The following is a 21,240-nucleotide window of genomic DNA, read 5'->3' as shown; positions in this document are numbered from 1 at the left end:
GTGGCGATTGGCACATGATTTTGCTAGCGCGTCCGGCCGCCAAATACAATGTTGGGCATTCCCCAACCGCCAAGCATGGCCCCTCCCCCCTTCGACAGGGAGAGGGATTGGCTATCGCTGGCTTACTTCTTCTGCCGTGCCGGGCCTTCGCGTTCGGACGAGCGGGCCCACAGGTTGATGTCGGCCTCGCGCGCATGGGTGTCGATCTCGGCGAGCTCGGCCTCGGTGAAGGCGAGGTTTTTGATCGCGCCGACACAATCCTCGACCTGCTCGGGACGGCTGGCGCCGATCAGCGCCGAAGTGACGCGGCCGCCACGCAGCACCCAGGCCAGCGCCATCTGCGCCAGTGTCTGGCCGCGACGCTCGGCGATAGCGTTCAGAGCGCGGATGTTGGCGAGGTTCTTGTCGTTGAGGAAGGCGGGGCGCAGCGACTTGCCCTGCGACGCACGGCTGCCTTCCGGCACACCGCCGAGATACTTGCCGGTCAGCATGCCTTGCGCCAGCGGCGAGAACACGATCGAGCCGATACCGAGACCGTCGAGCGCGTCGAGCAGGCCGTCATCCTCGACCCAGCGATTGATCAGCGAGTAGCTCGGCTGGTGGATCAGGCAGGGCGTGCCAAGCCGCTTCAGAATGTCGGCGGCCTCGCGGGTGCGCTGGGCGTTGTAGGACGAAATGCCGGCATAAAGCGCCTTGCCCGAACGCACGGCATGGTCGAGCGCGCCCATGGTCTCTTCGAGCGGCGTTTCCGGGTCGAAGCGGTGCGAGTAGAAGATGTCGACATAGTCGAGGCCCATGCGCTTCAGGCTCTGGTCGAGGCTCGCCAGCACATATTTGCGGCTGCCCCACTCGCCGTACGGCCCAGGCCACATGTCGTAGCCGGCCTTGGTCGAGATGATCATCTCGTCGCGCAGACCGGCAAAATCGGTGCGTAGAATCTCGCCGAAGGCAGTCTCGGCAGAGCCGGCCGGCGGGCCGTAGTTGTTGGCGAGGTCGAAATGGGTGATGCCGAGATCGAAGGCCTTCTGACAGATGGCGCGTTTGGTCGCGTGCGGCGTGTCATCGCCGAAATTGTGCCACAGGCCGAGCGAGATCGCCGGCAGCTTGAGGCCCGACCTGCCGCAGCGATTGTAGACCATGTTTTCGTAACGATTCGCGGCCGGTTGCCAGGTCATGATGCTGTCCTCGAATGGAAAGGGGAATCGGCTGGTGACGCCGATCCCCTCTCTTAGCCTATTTCGACGATGCCAGCAGCCCCCTTGCAGCGGCAGGCCCCAGCGGCTCGGGCCGCTCGCAGGTCGTCTGCATCTCGACGAACTTCCTGGTCTCGCCCGACTTCAGGATGCCGGTCATGACGTCGATGACGTGGTTCGCGAGTTCCAGCGAGCAGCGGTGCGGCCGGCCATGCATGATCGCCAGCGCCATGTCGGCCAGACCCGCGGTGCGGTAGTTGGCCATCATGCCATGGGCATGCTTCTCGTTGGGCACGCCGAAGGGATGATCCCATTTCGGCAGCGCCTTCACCGGCTTGCTACCCCTGGTGTAGCTCAGCTCGCCACCGAAGAAATTGGGATCGGGCATGTGGATGGTGCCGGTTTCGCCATAGAGCTCCATCGGCGCATGGCCATTGTCCCAGACATCCCAGCTCGCATTGAAGGTAAACACAGCGCCGTTCTCGAACTCGATCAGCGCCAGGATCGTCGTCGGCGTGGTGACAGGGATCTTTTCACCCGCACGCGGCTTGGACGAGATGGTCCGCTCCTTCGCCGGGATCGACGACAATGCCGCCACCCGCGCAACCGGCCCGATGAGCTGGACGAGGTTGGCGATGTAATAGGGCCCGAGATCGAGGATCGGGCCGCCGCCGGGCTGGAAGAAGAAATCGGGATTGGGGTGCCAGTGCTCCATGCCGTGGCTCATCACGTGGCAGGTGCCGCTCGTGATGTTGCCGAGCTTGCCCGTGTCGATGAGGTGCCGCGCCAACTGGTGCGAACCACCGAGGAAGGTGTCTGGTGCCGAGCCGATGCGCACGCCCTTCTTGTCGGCGCGCTTCTTCAGGTCGAGCCCGTCCTTGATGGCGAGCACGAAGGGCTTTTCCGAATAGACATGCTTGCCGGCGTCGATGGCCTGCCTCGACACATCGTAGTGCACCGCAGGCACCGTCAGGTTGACGACGATGTCGATGTCCTTGGCCTTGAGCAGGTCCTCGACCGTCTCTGCCCGCAGATTGAACTCCTTTGCCCGCGCCCTGGCCGCATCCATGTTGATGTCGGCGCAGGCGCGCATCTCGATGCCCCGGAACTGGGGCGCTCGCTGAAAGTAAGTCTTCGAGATGTTGCCGCAGCCAATCACCCCTACTCCAAGTTTCCTTGCCATGTCGGTCGTCCCCTAGAAGGTCTTTGCGGTGGCGATGGACCGGCGCGCGAAGCGCTCGAAATCGGCCGGATTGTCGTGCTCCATGATGAAGTATCTGGCCGGCGTGCGTTTGCGCAGCGCTACAACCAGCCCGGCCCAGTCGACGGTGCCGTGGCCAACGTCCGACCAGCCGTCCTCGTCGGCTGCCTGGCCATGCGGGGCGATGTCCTTGACGTGGGCAGCCAGGATGCGCGGGCCGAACTCCTCGATCCAGTGCAGCGGGTCGGAGCCGCCGCGGATCACCCAGGCGACGTCCATCTCCCACCCGATGTCGGGTGCGGCTTCCAGGATGAGGCGTTGCGGCACCAGCCCGCCGGCAAGGGTCAAAAACTCGAAGTCGTGGTTGTGCCAGGCAAAATCGAACCCGGCATCCCTGGCCTTCGCGCCGATGGCACCGAGGCGCTTGCCGAATGCCCGCCATCCATCGGCGTCGGTCGGCCGGTCGACCACCTCGAGCCAGGGACAAGCTATGAGCTTCATGCCGAGCGTCGTCGCAATCGTGGCCGCCCTGGCGAAATCCTGCTCCAGCAGATCGATGCCGAAATGGCCGCTCGGCATGGACAGGCCGTTGCGGTCGAGCAGGGCGCGAAAAGCCTGCGGGTCGTCATAGACCCCGCCATAACCTTCGACCTCCTTGTAGCCGACGCTGGCGAGCGCCTGCAGCACCTTGTCCCAGGGTTGGTAGTTGCGGGCGCTGTAGAGTTGGAATGACCAGTCCATGGTTCTGTCCGTTCGTTGGGAGGTGATGTCAGATGCGGTTGCCGCTCTGGCCGTCAAACAGCGAGGCGCGCGCCGGGTCGAAGCCGATGCGCAGCTGATCGCCTGGAGCCAGATGGCGTTCGGCCTCGACGCGGAAGGCGAGGCTCTGGCTGCCGAGCTTCGTCCAGACCAGCGTGTCCGAGCCCATCGGCTCGACCAGCTCGACCCTCGCGTCGGCGGCATAGGGCATGGCATTGGCGGCATCGCCTGTGGCGATGTGTTCGGGGCGCACACCGAACACGGCCTTGCCTGGCCTGGCCGTGCCGCCAAAACCGTAGCGGCCGAGCGGGATCCTTGTCGCGGTTGTCGCAAAAGCCGGCTCAACGCCGGCTTCGAGCTCGCCGTCGAGAAAATTCATGCCCGGCGAGCCGAGGAAGCCGGCAACGAAGCGGTTGACCGGCTTGTTGTAGATTACCTGCGGCGCGTCGAGCTGCTGGATCACGCCGCCCTTCATGACGGCAATGCGGTCGGCCAGCGTCATCGCCTCGATCTGGTCGTGAGTGACGTAGATCATGGTGTTGGCGAGCTTCTGGTGCAGGCGCTTGATCTCGACGCGCAGCTCCGAACGCAGCTTGGCGTCGAGATTGGACAGCGGCTCGTCGAACAGGAACACGTCGACGTCACGCACCAGTGCCCGCCCGATCGCTACGCGCTGGCGCTGGCCGCCAGAAAGTGCTGCCGGCTTGCGCTTGAGCAGCGGCTCGATCTGCAGGATCTCGGCCGCACGGGCGATACGCCTTGCGATCTCGTCCTTGGCCATGCCCGCCGTCTTCAGGCCGAAGGACAGGTTTCCTTCCACTGTCATCTGCGGATAGAGCGCGTAGGACTGGAACACCATGCCGATGCCTCGGTCCTTGGGTTCCTCCCAGGTGACGTTCTTGCCCTTGATGAAGATTTGCCCCTCGGACACGTCGAGCAGGCCGGCGATGCAGTTGAGCAACGTGGACTTGCCGCAGCCGGATGGCCCGAGCAGCACGAGGAACTCGCCTTCGGGCACATCGAGATTGAGCTGCTTCAGCACGTCATAGGCCCCAAAGCTCAGCGACACGTCCTTGACCTGGACATTCGTCATCGTCTCAACCCTTGACCGCGCCGGCGGCGATGCCGCGGACGAAAAGCTTGCCGGAGATGAAGTAGATGATGAGCGGGACCAGTCCCGTAAGCAGCGTTGCCGCCATGTTGACGTTGTACTCCTTTACGCCCTGGACGGCGTTGACGATGTTGTTGAGCTGGACGGTCATCGGATAGGTGTCGGGCTTGGTGTAGACGACGCCAAACAGGAAATCGTTCCAGATGCCGGTGACCTGCAGGATGATCGCCACCACGAAGATGGGCAGCGCCATCGGCAGCATGATCCTGAGATAGATGGTCCAGAAGCCGGCGCCGTCGACGCGGGCGGCCTTGAACAGCTCTTCCGGCAGCGAGGCGAAATAGTTGCGGAAGAGCAGCGTCAGGATCGGCATGCCGAAGATCGTGTGCACCAGCACCAGCCCCCACAGGCTGCCATAGAGGCCGATCTCGCGAAGCACGATGACGATCGGATAGAGCATCACCTGGTAAGGAATGAAGGCCCCGACGATCAGGATGGTGAAGAACACCTCCGATCCCCTGAAGCGCCAGTTGGCGAGCGCGTAGCCGTTGACCGAGGCGATTGCGATCGACAGGAACACCGACGGCACGGTGATGCGCACCGAGTTCCAGAAGCCGCGCGACAGCCCGTCGCAATTGAGCCCGGTGCAGGCTTGGGACCAGGCCTTCACCCAGGGCTCGAAGGTGATCTCGACCGGCGGCGAGAAAATATTGCCGAGCCTGATCTCGGGCATGCCTTTCAGCGACGTCACCACCATCACGTAGAGCGGCAGGAGGTAGTAGACGGCAAACAGCGCCAGCGTGCCGTAGATGAAGATGTTGCGGCGGGAAAAGCGCCGCCGTGGCTTCGGCCCCTGCGGTCCGGCAAGCGCAGCGGACCGAGCGGTCAGGGCGGGCACAACATCGAGGTCGGGCGCGGCGCGCGCCAGTTGCTCAGCCATGGCTGCGCCTCCTGCCGAATTCGAGATAGGCCCATGGCACGATGACGATGACCACCGACAGCAGCATCATGGTCGAGGCGGCGAAGCCCTGCCCCAGGTTCTGCGCCAGGAACATGTAGTTGTAGACGTATTTGGCCGGCACTTCAGACGCGATGCCGGGGCCGCCGCTGGTCTGGGCGACGACGAGGTCGTAGACCTTGACGATGCCGCTGGCGATGATGACCAGCGTGGTCACCAGAACCGGCCGCATCATCGGGATGACGATGAAGACATAGGTCTTCCATGTCGGGATGCCATCGACGCGGGCGGCCTTCCAGATGTCGGCGTCGATGCCGCGCAGGCCGGCCAGCATCAGGCACATGATCAGCCCCGTACCCTGCCACAGTCCGGCGATCAGGATGCCGTAGATGACGATGTCGGCATTGTAGAGCGGGTCGAAGACAAAGCTTTCCCAGCCAAGATTGCGCACCACCTGCTGGATGCCGAAATCCGGATTGAGGATCCATTGCCAGGCAAGGCCGGTGACGATGAAGGACAGCGCGAAAGGATAGAGGAAGATGGTGCGGAAGGTGTTTTCGAAACGGATCTTCTGGTCCATCAGCGCCGCCAGAACGAAGCCGATGACCAGCGAGAACACCAGCGTGCACAGGCCGTAGATGGCAAGGTTCTCGACGGCGATCTGCCAGCGCGGCGTCGCCCACAGCCGCTGGTACTGCTCGAGGCCGACGAAATTGAGCCGTGGCAACAGCTTCGAGTTGGTGAAGGAATAGACGACCGTCCACGCCGTTCCGCCGACGAAGATGACGAGCGCCGTCAGCACCATCGGGATCGAAGCGATCTTGGCGTTGAGGTTTCGGAACAACCGGCTCGGCCGGCCCTGATATCCAGGTGTCATCGGTCGGCTTCCATCTGGGGACCCGGCCAATCTGCCGGCCCCCTTGTGCGGGGACCGGCAGAGCGCCGCTGTACTGACTGCAGCATCTTGGCCAAGGCCGGGATCGGGAACCCGGAAATGGCCTAGTCGGCAGCGGCGATGATGTCGACGAAGCGCTTCTGGGCGTCGGCGGCCGTCAGGTTCTTGTTACCGAAGAACTCGACGAACAGGTCGTTGACCTGGGTCACGCCGTCGGCCGACATCAGCTGATCCGGCGCAGGGATGATGTTGCCCTTGGCGAGGATCTCCAGGCCCTTCTTCATGCAGTCGTTGGCAGCGTTGAGGTCGACGTCGCCGCGCACCGGCAGCGAGCCCTTCTTGAGGTTGAAGGCAACCTGCGTCGCCGGCGACAGCATCACCGAAGCCAGTGCTTCCTGTGCCTTGGACTTTTCAGGGTCCTTGAGCTTGGGGAAGTAGAAGGCGTCACCGCCCGTCGAGATGATCTCGTTGACGCCGAGCCCCGGAAGGCAGGTGTAGTCCTTGCCGGCAGTCTGACCGGCAACCTGGAACTCACCCTGGGCCCAATCGCCCATGATCTGGCCACCAGCCTTGCCGTTGATGACAAGTGCTGTGGCCTGGTTCCATTCCTGGACGTTCGACTTGGCCGACATGGCGCGGGCCTGGTCGGCTGCCGCGAACACCTTGGTCATCTCGGGTCCCGCGGCGACCGTCGCGTCCTTGTCGCCAAACACCTTCTGGAAGGTGTCGGGACCAGCCAGCGCGACGAGGATCACCTGGAAGGCGAGCGTGGTCTGCCACGGTTGCTGGCCCAAAGCGAGCGGCACGATGCCGGCCTTTTCGAGCGCCGGAGCGGCAGCCACGAACTCGTCCCAGTTCTTGGGAACGGCCACGCCGGCATCGGCAAAGGCCTTGTTGGACAGCCACAGCCATTGCTGCGAGTGGATGTTGATCGGCACGCAGTAAATCTTGCCATCAAGCGTGCAGCCGTCGAGCAGGCTCTTGGGATGGATGAACTTGGTCCAGCCTTCCTTTTCGGCCAGTTCGGTGAAATCGCGCATCAGCCCGGCCTGGACGAGCTCCTCGGCCTGGCGGCCGTGGTTGAACTGGGTTGCGCCCATCGGGTCACCGCCGGTGATGCGGCCGATCATAATCGGCCGGGCAACGTCGCCCGAACCGGCAATGGCGCCGTCGACCCATTTGTTGCCGGTCGCGTCAAACGCCTTGGCGAATTCGGCGACTGCCGCCGCCTCGCCGCCCGAGGTCCACCAATGTGTCACCTCGAGGTCGGTCGCCGCCGCAGGCCCTGCCCCGCACACGACCCCCGCCGCAAACGCGGCGGTCAGAAGCCTATAACGCATCGTACTCCTCCCTGAATCTGAAACGTTACAGATTTAGGCTAGGCGAAGTCTCGAGCCTGCGCAATGGCCGGGAGACGGCGCGAGCGCGATTTCTTTCGGGACACGAACTAAAGCACCGTTCAAAGCGGCAGCCGGAAACGTCGTCATGTTACTTTGCATTGCAGCATTCCCAGAAGAAATCACCAAAGGAATCAACCGACATTAGCAATGCTGCGGCGCGGGATCTGCGATCGCCTGGATGGCTCGTCTGGCGTCGAATTTTTGTCTCAAATAATTTTCTGTAACGTTACAGTTCTTGCTCATGCGACTTGCAAGGTCCATGCTGGGGGTGCGATATGCAAGACGAGGCGAGACGGCGGGCAAGATGACCATGGACGAGCGAACACCGCCCGATGACAGCGGCGAGCAGGTGGCAGCCGGCAGCCAGCCGCCGACGCTGAAGACCATCGCCTTCATGACCGGCCTCGGCGTGACGACGGTGTCACGGGCGCTGAAAGACGCGCCCGAAATCGGCGCCGAGACCAAACGCCGGGTGCAACTCGTCGCCCGCCAGATCGGCTACCGCCCCAACCGCGCCGGCGTGCGCCTGCGCACCGGCAAGACCAATGTCATCAGCCTCGTGCTCGACACCGAGGAGCAGGTCGGCGGCTTCGTGTCGGACCTGATCTACGGCATCTCGGAGGCACTGGCGCACACGCCCTACCACCTCGTGGTGACACCTTATTCGCGCAGCAACGACGCGCTGGAGCCGGTGCGCTACGTCGTCGAGACGGCGTCGGCCGACGGCGTCATCATCTCGCGCACCGAACCCGACGACAAGCGCGTGCGTTACATGACCGAGCGGGGTTTTCCCTTCGCCACGCACGGCCGCACTCACATGGGCATCGAGCACCCGTTCCACGATTTCGACAACTATGCCTATTCGGTAGAGGCGGTGAAGACGCTGGCTGCCCTCGGCCGCAAGCGGCTGGCGCTTCTCGCCCCGCCGCCGAACCTCAGTTACTACCGTCACATGCGCGACGGCTTTGCCGATGCCGTGATGGTGCACGGCCTGACCGAGGTGCCGTTCCCAACCGCAACCGTCGATCACTCAATCGACGAAATCCGCGCCGTCACGTCAGAGTTGATGCGTCGGCAGAGCCGTCCCGACGCCTTCGTCAGCGGCGCGGGTGCCGGCACCTTCGCTCTGGTCGCGGGCGTCGAGGATGCCGGCTTCAAGGTCGGCGAGGACGTCGACATCGTTTCCAAGCAGTCGTCCAGGCTGCTGCACCTGCTGCGCCCGCAGCTCTATGTCGTCAACGAGGACGTACGGCTGGCCGGCCATGAACTCGCCACCGCCGTGCTCGGCCGCATCGCCGGCCGCGACATCGGCTCACTGCAGAGCCTCAGCAAGCCGAGGGCGGTCGAAGCTTATGAGACGTCGGGAAAACCGAACGACTGAGCCCGGTTGAGATTGCCTCCCGCCCTTGCCCTCTCCCTGTAAACCGGCGAAGGGCGTAGGCGTCGCGGCAGTGTCCCTTCTCCCCGTTCACGGGGAGAAGGTGCCGGCAGGCGGATGAGGGGCAGCGCGAACCTTGGCCCTACGTCCCTACCCTTCGCTGCCCCATGGACCATGGTGCGCGCCCGGCGCGTCGACGCGCTCGAAGCCATGGGCGCCGAAGAAATCACGCTGCGCCTGGATGAGATCGGAGGTGCCGCGACCCTGGCGATAGCCGTCGAAATAGGCCAGAGCCGACGACAGGGCCGGCACCGGCAGGCCGGCCTCGGCGGCGCGGGCGACGATGCGGCGCAGCGACGGATGCGCCTTGCCCATCATCTCGACGAAGGCCGGCGCCATCAGAAGATTGGTCGGCTGGTCGGCCTTGCCGAAGGCTTCGGCGATGGTGTCGAGGAATTGCGAGCGGATGATACAGCCGGCACGCCAGATCTTGGCAATGGTCGGCATCGGCAGGTTCCAGCCGAACTCCTTCGACGCGCCGGCCATGACAGCGAAGCCCTGCGCGTAGGCGGCGATCTTGCCGGCAAACAACGCCAGTTCGAGATCGGCCAACAGCTCGTCCTTCGAGCCCGACAGCTTGCCCGAACGGGCACCATAGGCTTTCTCGGCGGCCAGGCGCTCGTCCTTCATCGACGACAGCACGCGTGCTGCGACCGCAGCCTCGATGGCCGTCGCCGGAATGCCAAGCTGCTGCGCCTCGATGACCGACCATTTGCCGGTGCCTTTCTGTCCGGCACGGTCGAGAATGATGTCGACCACCGGACGGCTGGTCTTGGGATCGTCGGCGGACAAGACGGTCGCGGTGATCTCGATCAGGTAGGATTCGAGCCGACCCTTGTTCCAGCCTGAAAAGACCGGCGCGATCTCCTTCGGGGCCATGCCGAGGCCGTCGCGCAGCACGCCATAAATCTCGGCGATCATCTGCATGTCGGCATATTCGATGCCATTGTGGATAGTCTTGACGAAGTGGCCGGCGCCGTTCGGCCCGAGCCAGGCGGCGCAGGGCTCGCCTTTGTACTTGGCCGAGATCGCGGTCAGCACGTCCTCGACACGGGTCCAGGATTCGGGCGCACCGCCGACCATGATCGAAGGACCGTGGCGCGCGCCCTCCTCGCCGCCCGACACGCCCATGCCGATGAAAGTCAGGCCCGAGCCGTCGAGCTCCTTGAAGCGGCGCATGGTGTCGCGGAAATTGGCATTGCCGGCGTCGATGATGATGTCGTTGGCGGCCAGCACCGGGCGCAGGGCCGCGATCTGCTGGTCGACCGGATCGCCGGCCACCACCATGATGATGATCGGCCGCGGCGGGCGGATCGCAGCCGCAAGCTCCTCGATCGAGGCGCAGGGCACGATCCTGTCGCGCAGGTCGCCGGCATTCGCCATGAAGGCCTCGGTACGCGCCGGGGTGCGGTTGAACACGGCGATGCGGTGGCCCTTCTCAGCGATGTTCAGCGCCAGGTTCGAGCCCATCGTGCCCAGGCCGATCAGTCCGATTTCGGCTTTTTCCATGGTCTCGTTTCCTTGTGCTGATGTGGTTGAAGGGCGTGCGGCGGCATGATTGACCTGCCCGCACGCCAAGGTCAACTCGACGGCCCGGCACCGGCCAGAAGCCGCGTTCAACTCACCGTGCGCGGAGCCGGCGGCTCAGTTGGAACGGCGGCGGCGGCCGTAGAGTTCGAGCCGGTGATGAACGATGTCGTAGCCGAGTTCGGCGGCGATTTCCTGCTGTAGCTGCTCGATGCGGTCGGAGCGGAATTCGATGACGTCGCCGGTGTCGATGTCGATGAGATGGTCGTGATGGTCGCCGCCAGCCTGCTCGAAACGTGATGGACCGCCCTCGAAGGCATGGCGGTGGATGGCGCCCATTTCCTCGAGCAGCTTCATGGTGCGGTAGACCGTCGACAGCGAGATACTCTTGTCGACCTGCTCGGCGCGGCGGAATATCTCGAGTGCGTCCGGATGATCTTCCGTCTCGCGCAGGATGTTGAGAATCACCTTGCGTGGACGGGTGACGCGAATGCCCGCCTTGCGGAGCGCCTTTTCATAATCCGGCTTCTTGAGGACGGGTTTGGGGGCAGTCTTCTTCATTGCGCGACTATGTGCCAGATGACACCCAGTTGCAAAAGTTTATGCGCACATTCCCCAGATGAGGTGTGTGCGTACGTCCTTCTCCCCTTGTGGGAGAGGCTGCAACGAAGGGGGTGGATGAGAGGCGCAGAACGGAGTGGAGCATTTGGAATTGTGCACCATTCAGTGGTTGTTTTCTGCATCCTTCATTTCTTCCAGCCCCCCTCATCCGACCTCGCTTCACGAGGCCACCTTCTCCCACAAGGGGAGCAGGCAGGTCGCGTCCGTCATCCCAGTCGAGCGCAGAACACCTGGGAGCCAAGCAACGTCGCGCAGACCCGGGCATGGGCGAGACTGTCAAAAAGTCCGTGGAAACTCTTCCCCGTCTGGTCGCGGAAAATCACCACCGGGTGAGGCGGATGCGGGGGCGTCTGTCAGGTGGGCTGAGCGGGGCGTCGCTCCGGCTTGGCAATGCGCGCCATCCGACGACCGCTCACGGCGCAAGCTAAAGCGGCAGAAAGAGTTCGGCCTGATCTGCCCGAGACGATCACGCTGGCTGTCGCCGCGCATCAGAGATTTCAACGGTAAGGCCAGGACCGCACAGCCACGAGAGCGTCGGTGGCACAATTTGCGTCACCTCGGCGCAACCGGCGGCAGACTGCAGGCTGGGTGGGGACGATGGGGACTGCCCGGCAGCCCGCCCCGTTACCGCCTAGCCCGCCTTGCCCTCTTCCTCAAAGGTGACCGCAACATCGGCGTTGGCCGAGAGGCGCACCTTGTTGCCTTCGGTTTCGGCGACGAGTGCCGTGGAGATATAGTGATGGTGGCCGCGGTGACGGCCTTCGCCGCTGTCTTTTTTCGTCAGCTTGATGCGGCCGTTCTCGACCTTGTCGACAGTTCCGATGTGGACGCCGTCGGCGCCGATGACTTCCATATGCTCGCGAATGGCTGAATTGGCTGACACGACCGTTCTCCTTGTTTGGGATTGGCAAACGGAAACGCGCCGAGGCCCGAATGGATGCATGGGCGGGGCAATTGGCAGCAGCATGCTCCGATACCGGTCAACGGTGTTCGTTTCGTTGGTATCCGATCTGTTTGGTGCGCCTGGCTCGCACCGACCAGGTGGCATCCCGATCAACCGGAGAGCCTGCTGGTCGGCATCGAGCCAGCCCGTCATCGAGATATCTACTTGCAAACGATTTGCAATTGCATTGACACGCCGGAGGGCTGCCGTTACGTTCGCCGCCATGCTGCCGGCCGGACCGGGCCTGCGCACAGGGAAACGGGATAAAGATGAAACGACTAAGCCTCGCCCTCGCCGCCATTGCCATGCTTGGCTTCTCAGCCACCGAAGGCATGGCCGAGAAGATGAAGGTGGCGACCACCTTCACCGTGATCGCCGACATTGCCCGCAATGTCGCCGGAGATGCCGCCGAGGTGGAATCAATCACCAAGCCGAATGCCGAGATCCACAACTATCAGCCGACGCCAGGCGACATGCTGCGGGCGCAGAAGGCGGACCTGGTGTTGTGGAACGGGCTGAACCTTGAGCTGTGGTTCCAAAAGTTCTTCGACAATCTCGACGGAGTGGCGCAGGTCGTGGTGTCCGATGGCGTCGAGCCGATGGGCATCGCCGAGGGACCCTATAGCGGCAAGCCCAATCCACATGCCTGGATGTCTCCGCAAGCGGCGCTGATCTATGTCGAGAACATCCGCAAGGCCTTTGCCGAGAAGGACCCTGCCAATGCCGCGACCTACGCGAGGAACGCGGCTGACTATTCGGACAAGATCAAGGCGACGGTGGCGCCGATCCATGCGGCGATCGACACCATTCCGGCTGAGCGACGCTGGCTCGCCACCAGCGAGGGCGCGTTCTCCTATCTGGCGCGCGATTTCGGCCTGAAGGAGGTTTATCTCTGGCCGATCAACGCCGACCAGCAGGGTACGCCGCAGCAGGTGCGCAAGGTGATCGACCTCGTCAGGGCCAACAACATTCCGGCTGTGTTCAGCGAAAGCACCGTGTCGTCGAAGCCGGCCGAGCAGGTCGCCCGGGAGACCGGCGCAAAATATGGCGGCGTGCTCTATGTCGACTCGCTGAGCGACGAGGGCGGCCCGGTGCCGACCTATCTCGACCTGTTGAGCGTCACCACCCAGACCATCGTCAAGGGGCTGACCCAATGACCATGCCCCTGAAAGGGCGGCCCCAGGCGGCGGCCACTCCCGGCGACGGGCTATACGTCGCCAACATCTCGGTGACCTATCGCAACGGCCACACCGCGCTGCGCAACGCCTCCTTCGCCATTCCACGCGGCACCATCACGGCACTTGTCGGCGTCAACGGCTCGGGCAAGTCGACCCTGTTCAAGTCGATCATGGGCTTCGTGCCGCTGGCATCGGGCAGCGTCGAGATCCTGGGCCAGCCGGCACGCGAAGCGCTCAGGAAAAACCTCGTCGCCTATGTACCGCAGAGCGAAGACGTCGACTGGAATTTCCCCGTCCTTGTCGAGGACGTCGTCATGATGGGCCGTTACGGCCACATGAACTTTTTGCGGATGACGCGCGGCATCGACCGCGAGGCGGTGGATGCCGCGCTCGAACGTGTCGGCATGGTCGACTTCCGCAAGCGCCAGATCGGCGAACTCTCCGGCGGGCAGAAGAAGCGCGTGTTCCTGGCCCGCGCGCTAGCGCAGCAGGGTGAACTGATCCTGCTCGACGAGCCCTTCACCGGTGTCGACGTGCGCACCGAAGAAGCGATCATCTCGCTGTTGCAGGGCCTGCGCGACGAAGGCCGGGTGATGTTGGTGTCGACCCACAATCTGGGTTCGGTGCCGCGCTTCTGCGACCGCGCCGTGCTGATCAACCGGACGGTGCTGGCAGCCGGCCCGACGGCCGAAACCTTCACCAAGGCCAATCTCGAAAAGGCCTTCGGCGGCGTGCTGCGCCAGTTCATCCTCGGCGGCTCCGAACTGCATGACGATGCCGACACGCGGCAGGTGACGGTGCTGACCGACGACGAGCGTCCCTTTGTCATTTATGGCGACGGCAACGGCAATGACGATGCCGCTGGCAAAGGCGGGCGACGGAAATGATCTCCACGCTGTTCGAGCCGTTCGGCTACGGCTACATGCTCAACGCGATGTGGGTGTCAGCGCTTGTCGGCGGCGTCTGCGCTTTCCTGTCGGCCTATCTGATGCTCAAGGGCTGGTCGCTGATCGGTGACGCACTCTCGCACTCCATCGTGCCCGGCGTCGCCGGCGCCTACATGCTCGGCCTGCCCTTCGCGCTCGGCGCGTTCCTGTCGGGCGGGCTGGCGGCGGGCGCCATGCTGTTCCTCAACCAGCGCACCAAGCTGAAGGAAGACGCCATCATTGGGCTGATCTTCACCTCCTTCTTCGGGCTCGGCCTGTTCATGATCTCGCTGTCGCCGGCCTCGGTGAACATCCAGACCATCGTGCTCGGCAACATCCTGGCGGTGACACCCACTGATACGCTGCAGCTGGTGCTGATCGGCGGCATTTCGCTGGCGATCCTGCTCGCCAAATGGAAAGACCTGATGGTCGCCTTCTTCGACGAGAACCACGCGCGTTCGATCGGGCTCAATCCTGATCTGCTCAAGGTGCTGTTCTTCATGCTGCTGTCGGCCTCGACGGTGGCAGCGCTGCAGACGGTGGGTGCGTTCCTGGTCATCGCCATGGTGGTGACGCCGGGCGCGACCGCCTACCTGCTCACCGACCGGTTTCCGCGGCTGATCGTGATCAGTGTCCTGATCGGCAGCGCGACCAGCTTCGTCGGCGCCTATGCGAGCTACTTTCTCGACGGGGCGACCGGGGGAATTATCGTGGTGTTGCAGACGCTGATCTTCCTGATGGCGTTCGTCTTTGCGCCGAAGCACGGGATGCTGGCGGCGCGGCGGCGGGCACGGCTGGAGCTGGAGGCAGGGGTATGAGCGCCGCGCAAAATCTTCCTTCTTCGCCTGCGGGAGAAGGTGGCCGACCCCGAGCTTGTCGAGGGGGCGGTCGGATGAGGGGTGTTGGAAGAAGTGCAGCGCTTCCATACGAATCTGTTGCTCAATTGCACTCCGTCCAGCAAGGGGAGAAGGAAGGCGCCTCCGGCGAGGTACGACCATGATCGAAACCCTTACCCTGCCCTTCGCTTTCCCGTTCATGCAGCAGGCCTTTGCCATCTCGCTGCTGGTCGCGGTGCCGATGGCGTTGTTGTCGTGTTTCCTGGTGCTCAAGGGCTGGTCACTGATGGGCGATGCCATCAGCCATGCGGTGCTGCCGGGTGTGGTGCTCGCCTATATCGTCGGCCTGCCGCTGGCGGTCGGTGCCTTTGCCGCCGGCATGACCTGCGCGCTGGCGACCGGCTATCTCAAGCAGAACAGCCGGATCAAGGAAGACACCGTCATGGGCATTGTCTTTTCTGGCATGTTCGGCCTCGGCATCGTGCTTTACACCAAGATCCAGACCGACGTGCATCTCGACCACATCCTGTTCGGCGACATGCTTGGCGTGAGCTGGCGCGACGTGGTGGAGGCCGGCGTGATCGCGCTGGTGGCGACCGGTGCCATCGGCCTCTTCCGCCGCGATCTTCTGCTGCACGCCTTCGACCCGCAGCACGCGCAGGCCATCGGCCTGCCGGTCAGGCTATTGCATTACGGGCTACTCGTGGTGTTGTCGCTGACCATCGTCGGGGCGCTGAAGGCGGTCGGCATCATCATCGCCATCGCCATGCTGATCGCGCCGGGCGCCATCGCCTACCTTGTCACCGACCGCTTCGAGCGCATGCTCCTCGTGTCGGTCCTGGTGGCGGTCTCGTGCTCGTTGTCAGGCGTCTACCTCAGCTTTTTCCTCGACAGCGCGCCTGCGCCGACGATCGTGCTGTTGATGAGCCTGACATTCGTATCGGCGTTCTTCGCCTCCAAGCGACGGACGGAGCTGAAGCAGAGGCAGGTGACGGTGGAATAAGTTCGCCGGGTAGCGCATCTCCCCGTCCTTAAGGGGAGGCGAGATGCGGTCCGCGCGGCGGACGAAAAGCCACTGCTTGGCATTTGGAGCATCGAATGCGGGCAGGCAGATGAGGGGCGGCAACATCACCGGATTGCCCCCTCACGCTTGCCCTCCCCCGCAGGCAGGGAGAGGGGGACGTCGCATCTAGCCTCACCCTCGAACCTGCCGTCGGGGCCAACTACAAAAGGCAAATCCACAAGCGCTTGGTCAAAAAGCCCTATGCTGCGACAGCGGTCCGCCGCCGGTCATACGACCGCCCATCTCCGTCAAAGATATGCAGATCGTCGGGGCTGGCGGAAAGCCGGATCACCGTGCCGCGCTTGATCTCGACATTGCCGGGCAGCTTGGCGGTCAGTGGCTGCTCGGGGCGGCCGATGTCGACATAGACGAGCTGGACCTCGCCGAGCTGCTCGACATAATCGACCATGCCTTCGAACAGGAAATCGTCATTGGTGGCGACGTAGAGATCCTCGGGGCGGACGCCGAAGCTGACGGCCTTGCCTTGGGCGTCTGCGGGGGTGGCGACCGGTACCGGCGTCTTGCGGCCGGCGACATGGGTAACGAGGCTGGTCTCGCCAGCACGCTCGATGGTGGCGGGCAGGATGTTCATGGCCGGCGACCCGATGAACTGGGCGACGAACAGGTTGCCCGGGTGCTTGTAGAGCTCCATCGGCGAGCCGACCTGCTCGATACGGCCGTCCTTGAGCACAACGATGCGGTCGGCCAAGGTCATCGCCTCGACCTGATCGTGGGTGACGTAGATCATCGTCGTCTCGGGCATCGATTCCTTGAGCTTGGCGATCTCGATGCGGGTGGCGACACGGAGTGCCGCGTCGAGGTTGGACAGCGGCTCGTCGAACAGGAAGACCTTTGGGTTGCGGACGATGGCGCGGCCGATGGCGACGCGCTGGCGCTGGCCGCCCGACATCGCCTTGGGCAGGCGGTCGAGATATTTGGTCAGCTGCAGGATATCGGCCGCGGCACGCACCCGCTTGTCGATCTCGGCCTTGCTCTCGCCGGCGATCTTCATGCCGAAGGCCATGTTGTCGTAGACCGTCATGTGCGGATAGAGCGCGTAGGACTGGAACACCATGGCGATACCGCGCTTGGACGGCGGCACATCATTGACCTTCTCGCCGGCGATATGCAGTTCGCCGCCGGTGATCTCCTCGAGCCCGGCGATCGAGCGCAGCAGCGTCGACTTTCCGCAGCCCGAGGGGCCGACGAAGACAATGAATTCGCCCGACTTGATGTCGAGGTCGATGCCATGAAGGATGTTCAGGTTGCCGTAGGACTTCTTAACGTCCCTGAGCGTTAGATCGGCCATGGTTTCCTCCCAGTACCTAATTTGCGGTCAGACGAAGCGCCCGAACCAGGCGCCGTAACCAGCGAGCCGGACTGCGCCGGCATCGGTCTTGCCATCGAGCCCATGCCCCTGAAGGGGCTGCAGGCCACGACCTCCCAGATCGACCGTAGCCGGTGTGCTGCCGAGATTGAAGACGCAAACGATCTCCTCGTTGCCCTCGCGGCGGCTGAAGGCAATGGCATCGCCCTCGGCCTTTAGGAACGAGATATCGCCCTTGGCAAGGGCCGGATGGGCACGGCGGAAGGCAAGAAAGCGCCTGTAATGTTCGAGCAGCGAGGCGGCATCGCCCTCCTGGGTGTCGACGGCTTTCGCCAGATGGTCCGCCGGCACCGGCAGCCACGGCTTGACCTTGGAGAAGCCGCCATTGGCGGCATCCTTGTTCCACACCATCGGTGTGCGGCAGCCATCGCGGCCCTTGAACTCGGGCCAGAAGCGGATGCCATAGGGATCCTGCAGGTCCTCGAAAGCGAGATTGGCCTCGGTCAGGCCGAGCTCCTCGCCCTGGTAGATGCAGACCGAGCCGCGCAGCGACATCAGAAGTGCCGAGACAACCTTGAGATAGGCGGTGCGATCGGCCTCGCCCATGCCCCAGCGCGAGGCGTGACGGACGACGTCGTGGTTGGAGAAGGCCCAGCACGACCAGCCGTCGCTGGCGACCTTGCCGAAGTCCTCGAGCACGGAACGCACCTTGGCGGCGCTGATCTTCTCGGGCGCCAGGAAGTCGAAGGCGTAACACATCTGCACCTTGTCGCCGCCGGCGGTGTAGGACGCCACGACCTCCAGACCACGCTGGGAATCGCCGACTTCGCCGACAGCAGCGGCCGCCGGATATTCGTCGAGCACGGCGCGGAAACGGGCGAGGAATTCGAGATTCTCGGGCCGGCTCTTGTCGTAGATGTGATCCTGGAAATTGTAGGGGTTCACAGCCGGTGCGGTCTGGTCGTTGCGCTCCTCCGGAGGCAGCGCCGGATTGTCCTCGAGGCCGGCCGAGTGGAAGTAGAAATTGATGGTGTCGAGACGGAAGCCGTCGACGCCGCGCTCCAGCCAGAAACGCGTGACGTCGAGCAATGCATCCTGGACGTCACGGTTGTGGAAGTTGAGATCGGGCTGCTCGGCCAGGAAATTGTGCAGGTAGTACTGCATGCGCCTGGTGTCCCACTGCCAGGCCGAGCCGCCGAAGATCGACAACCAGTTGTTAGGCGGGCTGCCGTCGGGCTTGGCGTCTGCCCAGACGTACCAGTCGGCCTTGGCGTTGTCGTGGCTCGACCTGCTTTCCTTGAACCAGGGGTGCAGGTCGGAGGTGTGCGAGATGACGCCGTCGATCATCACCTTGAGGCCGAGGCGATGCGCTTCCGATATCATCGCATCGAAGTCGGCGAGCGTGCCGAACATCGGGTCGATGTCGAGATAGTCCGAGATGTCGTAACCGAAATCCTTCATCGGCGACTTGAAGAAGGGCGAAATCCAGACCGCGTCGGCGCCAAGTTCCGCAATGTGCGGAAGGCGGGAGATGATGCCCTTGAGGTCGCCGATACCGTCTCCGTTGGAGTCCTGGAAGCTGCGGGGGTAGATCTGGTAGATCACCGCCCCTCGCCACCAGTCGCGGTCGACTGCGGTCTCAGGGTTTTCGAACTTGCGCATTGCGGCCTGCATGGAGCTAGCCTCCCTTGACTGAGCCCGCGAGCAGGCCGCGGACGAAATAGCGTTGAAGCGAGAAGAACACGATCAACGGCACAATGATGGTGACGAAGGCCGAGGTGGTGAGAATTTCCCAGTCGCCGCCGCGCGAGCCAAGCAGCGCATTGAGCTTGCCGGTCAGCACCAGTTGGTCGGAGCCTGAGCCGAGGAAAACCATCGCTACCAGCAGGTCGTTCCAGACCCAGAGGAACTGGAAGATTGCGAAGGAGGCGAGCACCGGGAAGGACAGCGGCAAGACGATCTTGACGAAGATCTCGAAGTCGCTGGCACCGTCGATGCGGGCCGACTCCATGATCTCGCGTGGCAGGCCGGCGATGTAGCTGCGCAACAGGTAGATGGCGAAGGGCAAGCCGAAGCCGGTATGCGCCAGCCATATGCCGAGATAGGTCTTGGCCGGCACGCCGAAGAACAGGCCGACGCCATTGTAGAGCTTGAGCAGCGGAATGAGCGACATCTGCAGCGGCACGACGAGCAGGCCGATGATGACGGCGATCAAAAGCGCGCGGCCGGGAAAGCGCATCCAGGCGAGCGCATAGGCGGCATAGGCGGCAATCAGGATCGGGATGATGGTGGCCGGAATGGTGACCGTCAGCGAATTGATGAAGGAACGGCCGATGCCCTCGGAGAACAGCACCGTGCGGTAGTTGTCGAGGGTGAAGCGCGGCGGCATCGAAGCCGAATAATAGATACGCTGGCCGCGGCTGCCCTCGAATGCCGTGGGCGAGGACATCACATAGGAGCCGTCGTCGGAGACCTTGAGGACGACGCCCTCGCCGAGGTCGGCGACGGTCCCCGCTTCGAACTGCGTCGGCTGCTGCGCCTTGGTGCCGAACGCCGTGACCGTACGCGCATCGCCGGCGCCGAACAGGTTGCCCATGATGTGGAACTTGCCGTCCTTCTCGACCTGCTTTTCGGCAGTGTCGGTGCGTCCGGCCTGGGTTTCGGACGAGGTCGACAGCGCCGTCCACCAGCCAGAGACCACCAGCTGGTCCTTGTCGCGCAGGGAGCTGACGAGGATGCCCAGCGTCGGGATGGTCCAGATGGTGACGAAGACGAGCACTGCGATATGGACGCCGAAACGACCGATGAAGGACTTTCCCCTTGAAGCGGCCATGTCAGTGCCCTCCCCCGCCTTCGCGATTGGCCTGGCGGATGTTCCAGATCATGATCGGCACGACGGCCAGCATGATGATGACGGCGATCGCCGCGCCGCGGCCGAAGTCGCCACCGCCACGGAACATCCAGTCGAACATGAGATTGGCCAGAACCTGGCTGTTCCACTGGCCGTTGGTCATGGTCAGGACGATGTCGAAGACCTTGAGCACCAGGATGGTGATGGTGGTCCAGACAACGGCGATCGTGCCCCAGATCTGCGGCACCATGATCTTCCAGAAGATCTGGAACGGATTGGCGCCATCGATGACGGCCGCCTCGATGGTCTCCTCGGGAATGCCGCGCAGGGCCGAGGACAGGATGACCATGGCAAAGCCCGTCTGGATCCAGATCAGGATGATCATCAGGAAGAAGTTGTTCCAGAAGGGCGTCGAGATCCACACCTGCGGATTGCCGCCGAAATATTGCACGGCCGCGTTGAGGATGCCGATCTGGGTCTGGCCGTCGGCGCGGTATTCGTAGACGAATTTCCAGATGACGCTGGCGCCGACGAACGAGATGGCGAGCGGCAGGAAGACCAGGCTCTTGGCGATGTTGCCCCACCAGATCTTGTCAGTCAGCACGGCAATGATCAGGCCGAAGAAGGTGCAGGCGGCGGGCACGACGGCGAGCCACAGCAAGTTGTTGAAGATCGAGTTGCGGAACTCGCGGTCGCCGAAGGCCCAGCTGTAGTTGGCGAGACCGACGAAGTTCTGGCCGGCACGGTCCATGAAGGACAGGCGCAGCGTCTCGATGACAGGATAGACGAGATAGACGGTGACGATCAGCATCGCCGGACCGACGAACAGCCATGGCCGGATAAGGCCCTGGCGGCGCAGGTTGTCGACCGCCGCAGCACCCGAGACGCCGCGCGACGGCAAGGCAAGGTCGAGAAGCTTGTTGGCGCCCCAGTAGTAGACGACGCAGCCGCCGACGCCGACGATGATTGTGAAAATGGCTGAAAGTATCTGTGCCGTCATGGGATTAGTCCCT

19 protein-coding genes are annotated in these 21,240 nt (G+C 63.5%); 5 read left to right on the top strand and 14 right to left on the bottom strand.

Features of this window, described 5'->3' with window-relative positions:
- Positions 1-122: 122 nt before the first annotated feature.
- The 7 genes from mgrA to B015_RS0101495 all read right to left on the bottom strand — a co-directional run bounded on the left by mgrA (position 123) and on the right by B015_RS0101495 (position 7,457).
- The gene (gene mgrA / locus B015_RS0101525; protein WP_018425884.1) at positions 123-1,175 is read right to left on the bottom strand and encodes an L-glyceraldehyde 3-phosphate reductase; all 1,053 of its coding nucleotides are present in this window, start codon (positions 1,173-1,175) and stop codon (positions 123-125) included.
- A 58-nt stretch (positions 1,176-1,233) separates the two neighbouring features.
- Complete coding sequence (locus tag B015_RS0101520) at positions 1,234-2,376, bottom strand: Gfo/Idh/MocA family oxidoreductase (protein WP_026226778.1); 1,143 nt, start codon at positions 2,374-2,376, stop codon at positions 1,234-1,236.
- 12 nt (positions 2,377-2,388) lie between these two features.
- Complete coding sequence (locus B015_RS0101515; RefSeq protein WP_018425882.1) at positions 2,389-3,135, bottom strand: sugar phosphate isomerase/epimerase; 747 nt, start codon at positions 3,133-3,135, stop codon at positions 2,389-2,391.
- 28 nt (positions 3,136-3,163) lie between these two features.
- The gene (locus tag B015_RS0101510; RefSeq protein ID WP_018425881.1) at positions 3,164-4,246 is read right to left on the bottom strand and encodes an ABC transporter ATP-binding protein; all 1,083 of its coding nucleotides are present in this window, start codon (positions 4,244-4,246) and stop codon (positions 3,164-3,166) included.
- 4 nt (positions 4,247-4,250) lie between these two features.
- The gene (locus B015_RS0101505) at positions 4,251-5,204 is read right to left on the bottom strand and encodes a carbohydrate ABC transporter permease (protein WP_018425880.1); all 954 of its coding nucleotides are present in this window, start codon (positions 5,202-5,204) and stop codon (positions 4,251-4,253) included.
- The gene (locus B015_RS0101500) at positions 5,197-6,099 is read right to left on the bottom strand and encodes a sugar ABC transporter permease (protein WP_026226776.1); all 903 of its coding nucleotides are present in this window, start codon (positions 6,097-6,099) and stop codon (positions 5,197-5,199) included. Before B015_RS0101500 ends, B015_RS0101505 begins: the two co-directional genes overlap by 8 nt.
- A 122-nt stretch (positions 6,100-6,221) precedes the next feature.
- Entirely contained in the window at positions 6,222-7,457 is a 1,236-nt protein-coding gene (locus tag B015_RS0101495) for an ABC transporter substrate-binding protein (RefSeq protein ID WP_018425878.1), read from the bottom strand.
- A gap of 370 nt (positions 7,458-7,827) precedes the next feature.
- Here B015_RS0101495 and B015_RS0101490 point away from each other — a divergent pair, with 370 nt between their 5' ends.
- Positions 7,828-8,898, top strand: a complete 1,071-nt coding sequence (locus B015_RS0101490; RefSeq protein WP_040456431.1) for a LacI family transcriptional regulator — start codon at positions 7,828-7,830, stop codon at positions 8,896-8,898.
- A gap of 147 nt (positions 8,899-9,045) precedes the next feature.
- Here B015_RS0101490 and gndA read toward each other — a convergent pair whose 3' ends face one another.
- From gndA to B015_RS0101475, 3 genes are all read right to left on the bottom strand, one after another.
- Positions 9,046-10,464, bottom strand: coding sequence for an NADP-dependent phosphogluconate dehydrogenase (gndA, locus tag B015_RS0101485; protein WP_018425876.1), 1,419 nt, complete (start codon positions 10,462-10,464; stop codon positions 9,046-9,048).
- Between the two features lie 135 nt (positions 10,465-10,599).
- Positions 10,600-11,043: a Fur family transcriptional regulator gene (locus B015_RS0101480; RefSeq protein WP_018425875.1), complete on the bottom strand. Its 444-nt coding sequence runs from the start codon at positions 11,041-11,043 to the stop codon at positions 10,600-10,602.
- Positions 11,044-11,734: 691 nt separating this feature from the next.
- Positions 11,735-11,986, bottom strand: coding sequence for a DUF2171 domain-containing protein (locus tag B015_RS0101475; RefSeq protein WP_026226775.1), 252 nt, complete (start codon positions 11,984-11,986; stop codon positions 11,735-11,737).
- A 365-nt stretch (positions 11,987-12,351) separates the two neighbouring features.
- On the opposite strand from B015_RS0101475, the gene B015_RS0101470 reads away from it, so the two are divergent.
- From B015_RS0101470 to B015_RS0101455, 4 genes are all read left to right on the top strand, one after another.
- Positions 12,352-13,203, top strand: a complete 852-nt coding sequence (locus B015_RS0101470) for a metal ABC transporter substrate-binding protein (protein WP_018425873.1) — start codon at positions 12,352-12,354, stop codon at positions 13,201-13,203.
- Entirely contained in the window at positions 13,200-14,111 is a 912-nt protein-coding gene (locus tag B015_RS0101465; RefSeq protein ID WP_018425872.1) for a manganese/iron ABC transporter ATP-binding protein, read from the top strand. The genes B015_RS0101470 and B015_RS0101465 overlap by 4 nt, the downstream gene beginning before the upstream one ends.
- On the top strand, positions 14,108-14,968 hold the full coding sequence (locus tag B015_RS0101460; protein WP_018425871.1) for a metal ABC transporter permease: 861 nt from the start codon (positions 14,108-14,110) through the stop codon (positions 14,966-14,968). Before B015_RS0101465 ends, B015_RS0101460 begins: the two co-directional genes overlap by 4 nt.
- Positions 14,969-15,146: 178 nt before the next feature.
- On the top strand, positions 15,147-15,989 hold the full coding sequence (locus B015_RS0101455) for a metal ABC transporter permease (RefSeq protein ID WP_018425870.1): 843 nt from the start codon (positions 15,147-15,149) through the stop codon (positions 15,987-15,989).
- A 259-nt stretch (positions 15,990-16,248) separates the two neighbouring features.
- Here the strand turns inward: B015_RS0101455 and ugpC are convergent, their stop codons facing one another.
- From ugpC to B015_RS0101435, 4 genes are read right to left on the bottom strand one after another with little or no spacing between them, the layout of a single operon-like run.
- Positions 16,249-17,358, bottom strand: a complete 1,110-nt coding sequence (gene ugpC, locus B015_RS0101450; RefSeq protein WP_018425869.1) for a sn-glycerol-3-phosphate ABC transporter ATP-binding protein UgpC — start codon at positions 17,356-17,358, stop codon at positions 16,249-16,251.
- A gap of 27 nt (positions 17,359-17,385) precedes the next feature.
- Positions 17,386-19,050, bottom strand: coding sequence for an alpha-amylase family glycosyl hydrolase (locus B015_RS0101445; RefSeq protein WP_018425868.1), 1,665 nt, complete (start codon positions 19,048-19,050; stop codon positions 17,386-17,388).
- Positions 19,051-19,054: 4 nt separating this feature from the next.
- A complete protein-coding gene (locus tag B015_RS0101440) occupies positions 19,055-20,209 on the bottom strand; it encodes a carbohydrate ABC transporter permease (RefSeq protein WP_018425867.1) in 1,155 nt (384 codons plus the stop codon).
- Between the two features lies 1 nt (position 20,210).
- A complete protein-coding gene (locus tag B015_RS0101435; protein ID WP_018425866.1) occupies positions 20,211-21,227 on the bottom strand; it encodes a sugar ABC transporter permease in 1,017 nt (338 codons plus the stop codon).
- Between the last annotated feature and the right edge of the window lie 13 nt (positions 21,228-21,240).

Origin of the sequence: Hoeflea sp. 108 (assembly GCF_000372965.1) — a bacterium.
Classification (GTDB): Bacteria; Pseudomonadota; Alphaproteobacteria; order Rhizobiales; family Rhizobiaceae; genus Aminobacter.
Note: the sequence above shows the minus strand (reverse complement) of the source record. Positions and strands in the feature narration are given on the sequence as shown.

Coding starts and splice junctions, on each gene's coding strand:
- mgrA (WP_018425884.1), bottom strand. CDS start 1,175: ATGACCTGGCAACCGGCCGCGAATCGTTACGAAAACATGGTCTACAAT.
- B015_RS0101520 (WP_026226778.1), bottom strand. CDS start 2,376: ATGGCAAGGAAACTTGGAGTAGGGGTGATTGGCTGCGGCAACATCTCG.
- B015_RS0101515 (WP_018425882.1), bottom strand. CDS start 3,135: ATGGACTGGTCATTCCAACTCTACAGCGCCCGCAACTACCAACCCTGG.
- B015_RS0101510 (WP_018425881.1), bottom strand. CDS start 4,246: ATGACGAATGTCCAGGTCAAGGACGTGTCGCTGAGCTTTGGGGCCTAT.
- B015_RS0101505 (WP_018425880.1), bottom strand. CDS start 5,204: ATGGCTGAGCAACTGGCGCGCGCCGCGCCCGACCTCGATGTTGTGCCC.
- B015_RS0101500 (WP_026226776.1), bottom strand. CDS start 6,099: ATGACACCTGGATATCAGGGCCGGCCGAGCCGGTTGTTCCGAAACCTC.
- B015_RS0101495 (WP_018425878.1), bottom strand. CDS start 7,457: ATGCGTTATAGGCTTCTGACCGCCGCGTTTGCGGCGGGGGTCGTGTGC.
- B015_RS0101490 (WP_040456431.1), top strand. CDS start 7,828: ATGGACGAGCGAACACCGCCCGATGACAGCGGCGAGCAGGTGGCAGCC.
- gndA (WP_018425876.1), bottom strand. CDS start 10,464: ATGGAAAAAGCCGAAATCGGACTGATCGGCCTGGGCACGATGGGCTCG.
- B015_RS0101480 (WP_018425875.1), bottom strand. CDS start 11,043: ATGAAGAAGACTGCCCCCAAACCCGTCCTCAAGAAGCCGGATTATGAA.
- B015_RS0101470 (WP_018425873.1), top strand. CDS start 12,352: ATGCTTGGCTTCTCAGCCACCGAAGGCATGGCCGAGAAGATGAAGGTG.
- B015_RS0101465 (WP_018425872.1), top strand. CDS start 13,200: ATGACCATGCCCCTGAAAGGGCGGCCCCAGGCGGCGGCCACTCCCGGC.
- B015_RS0101460 (WP_018425871.1), top strand. CDS start 14,108: ATGATCTCCACGCTGTTCGAGCCGTTCGGCTACGGCTACATGCTCAAC.
- B015_RS0101455 (WP_018425870.1), top strand. CDS start 15,147: ATGATCGAAACCCTTACCCTGCCCTTCGCTTTCCCGTTCATGCAGCAG.
- ugpC (WP_018425869.1), bottom strand. CDS start 17,358: ATGGCCGATCTAACGCTCAGGGACGTTAAGAAGTCCTACGGCAACCTG.
- B015_RS0101445 (WP_018425868.1), bottom strand. CDS start 19,050: ATGCAGGCCGCAATGCGCAAGTTCGAAAACCCTGAGACCGCAGTCGAC.
- B015_RS0101440 (WP_018425867.1), bottom strand. CDS start 20,209: ATGGCCGCTTCAAGGGGAAAGTCCTTCATCGGTCGTTTCGGCGTCCAT.
- B015_RS0101435 (WP_018425866.1), bottom strand. CDS start 21,227: ATGACGGCACAGATACTTTCAGCCATTTTCACAATCATCGTCGGCGTC.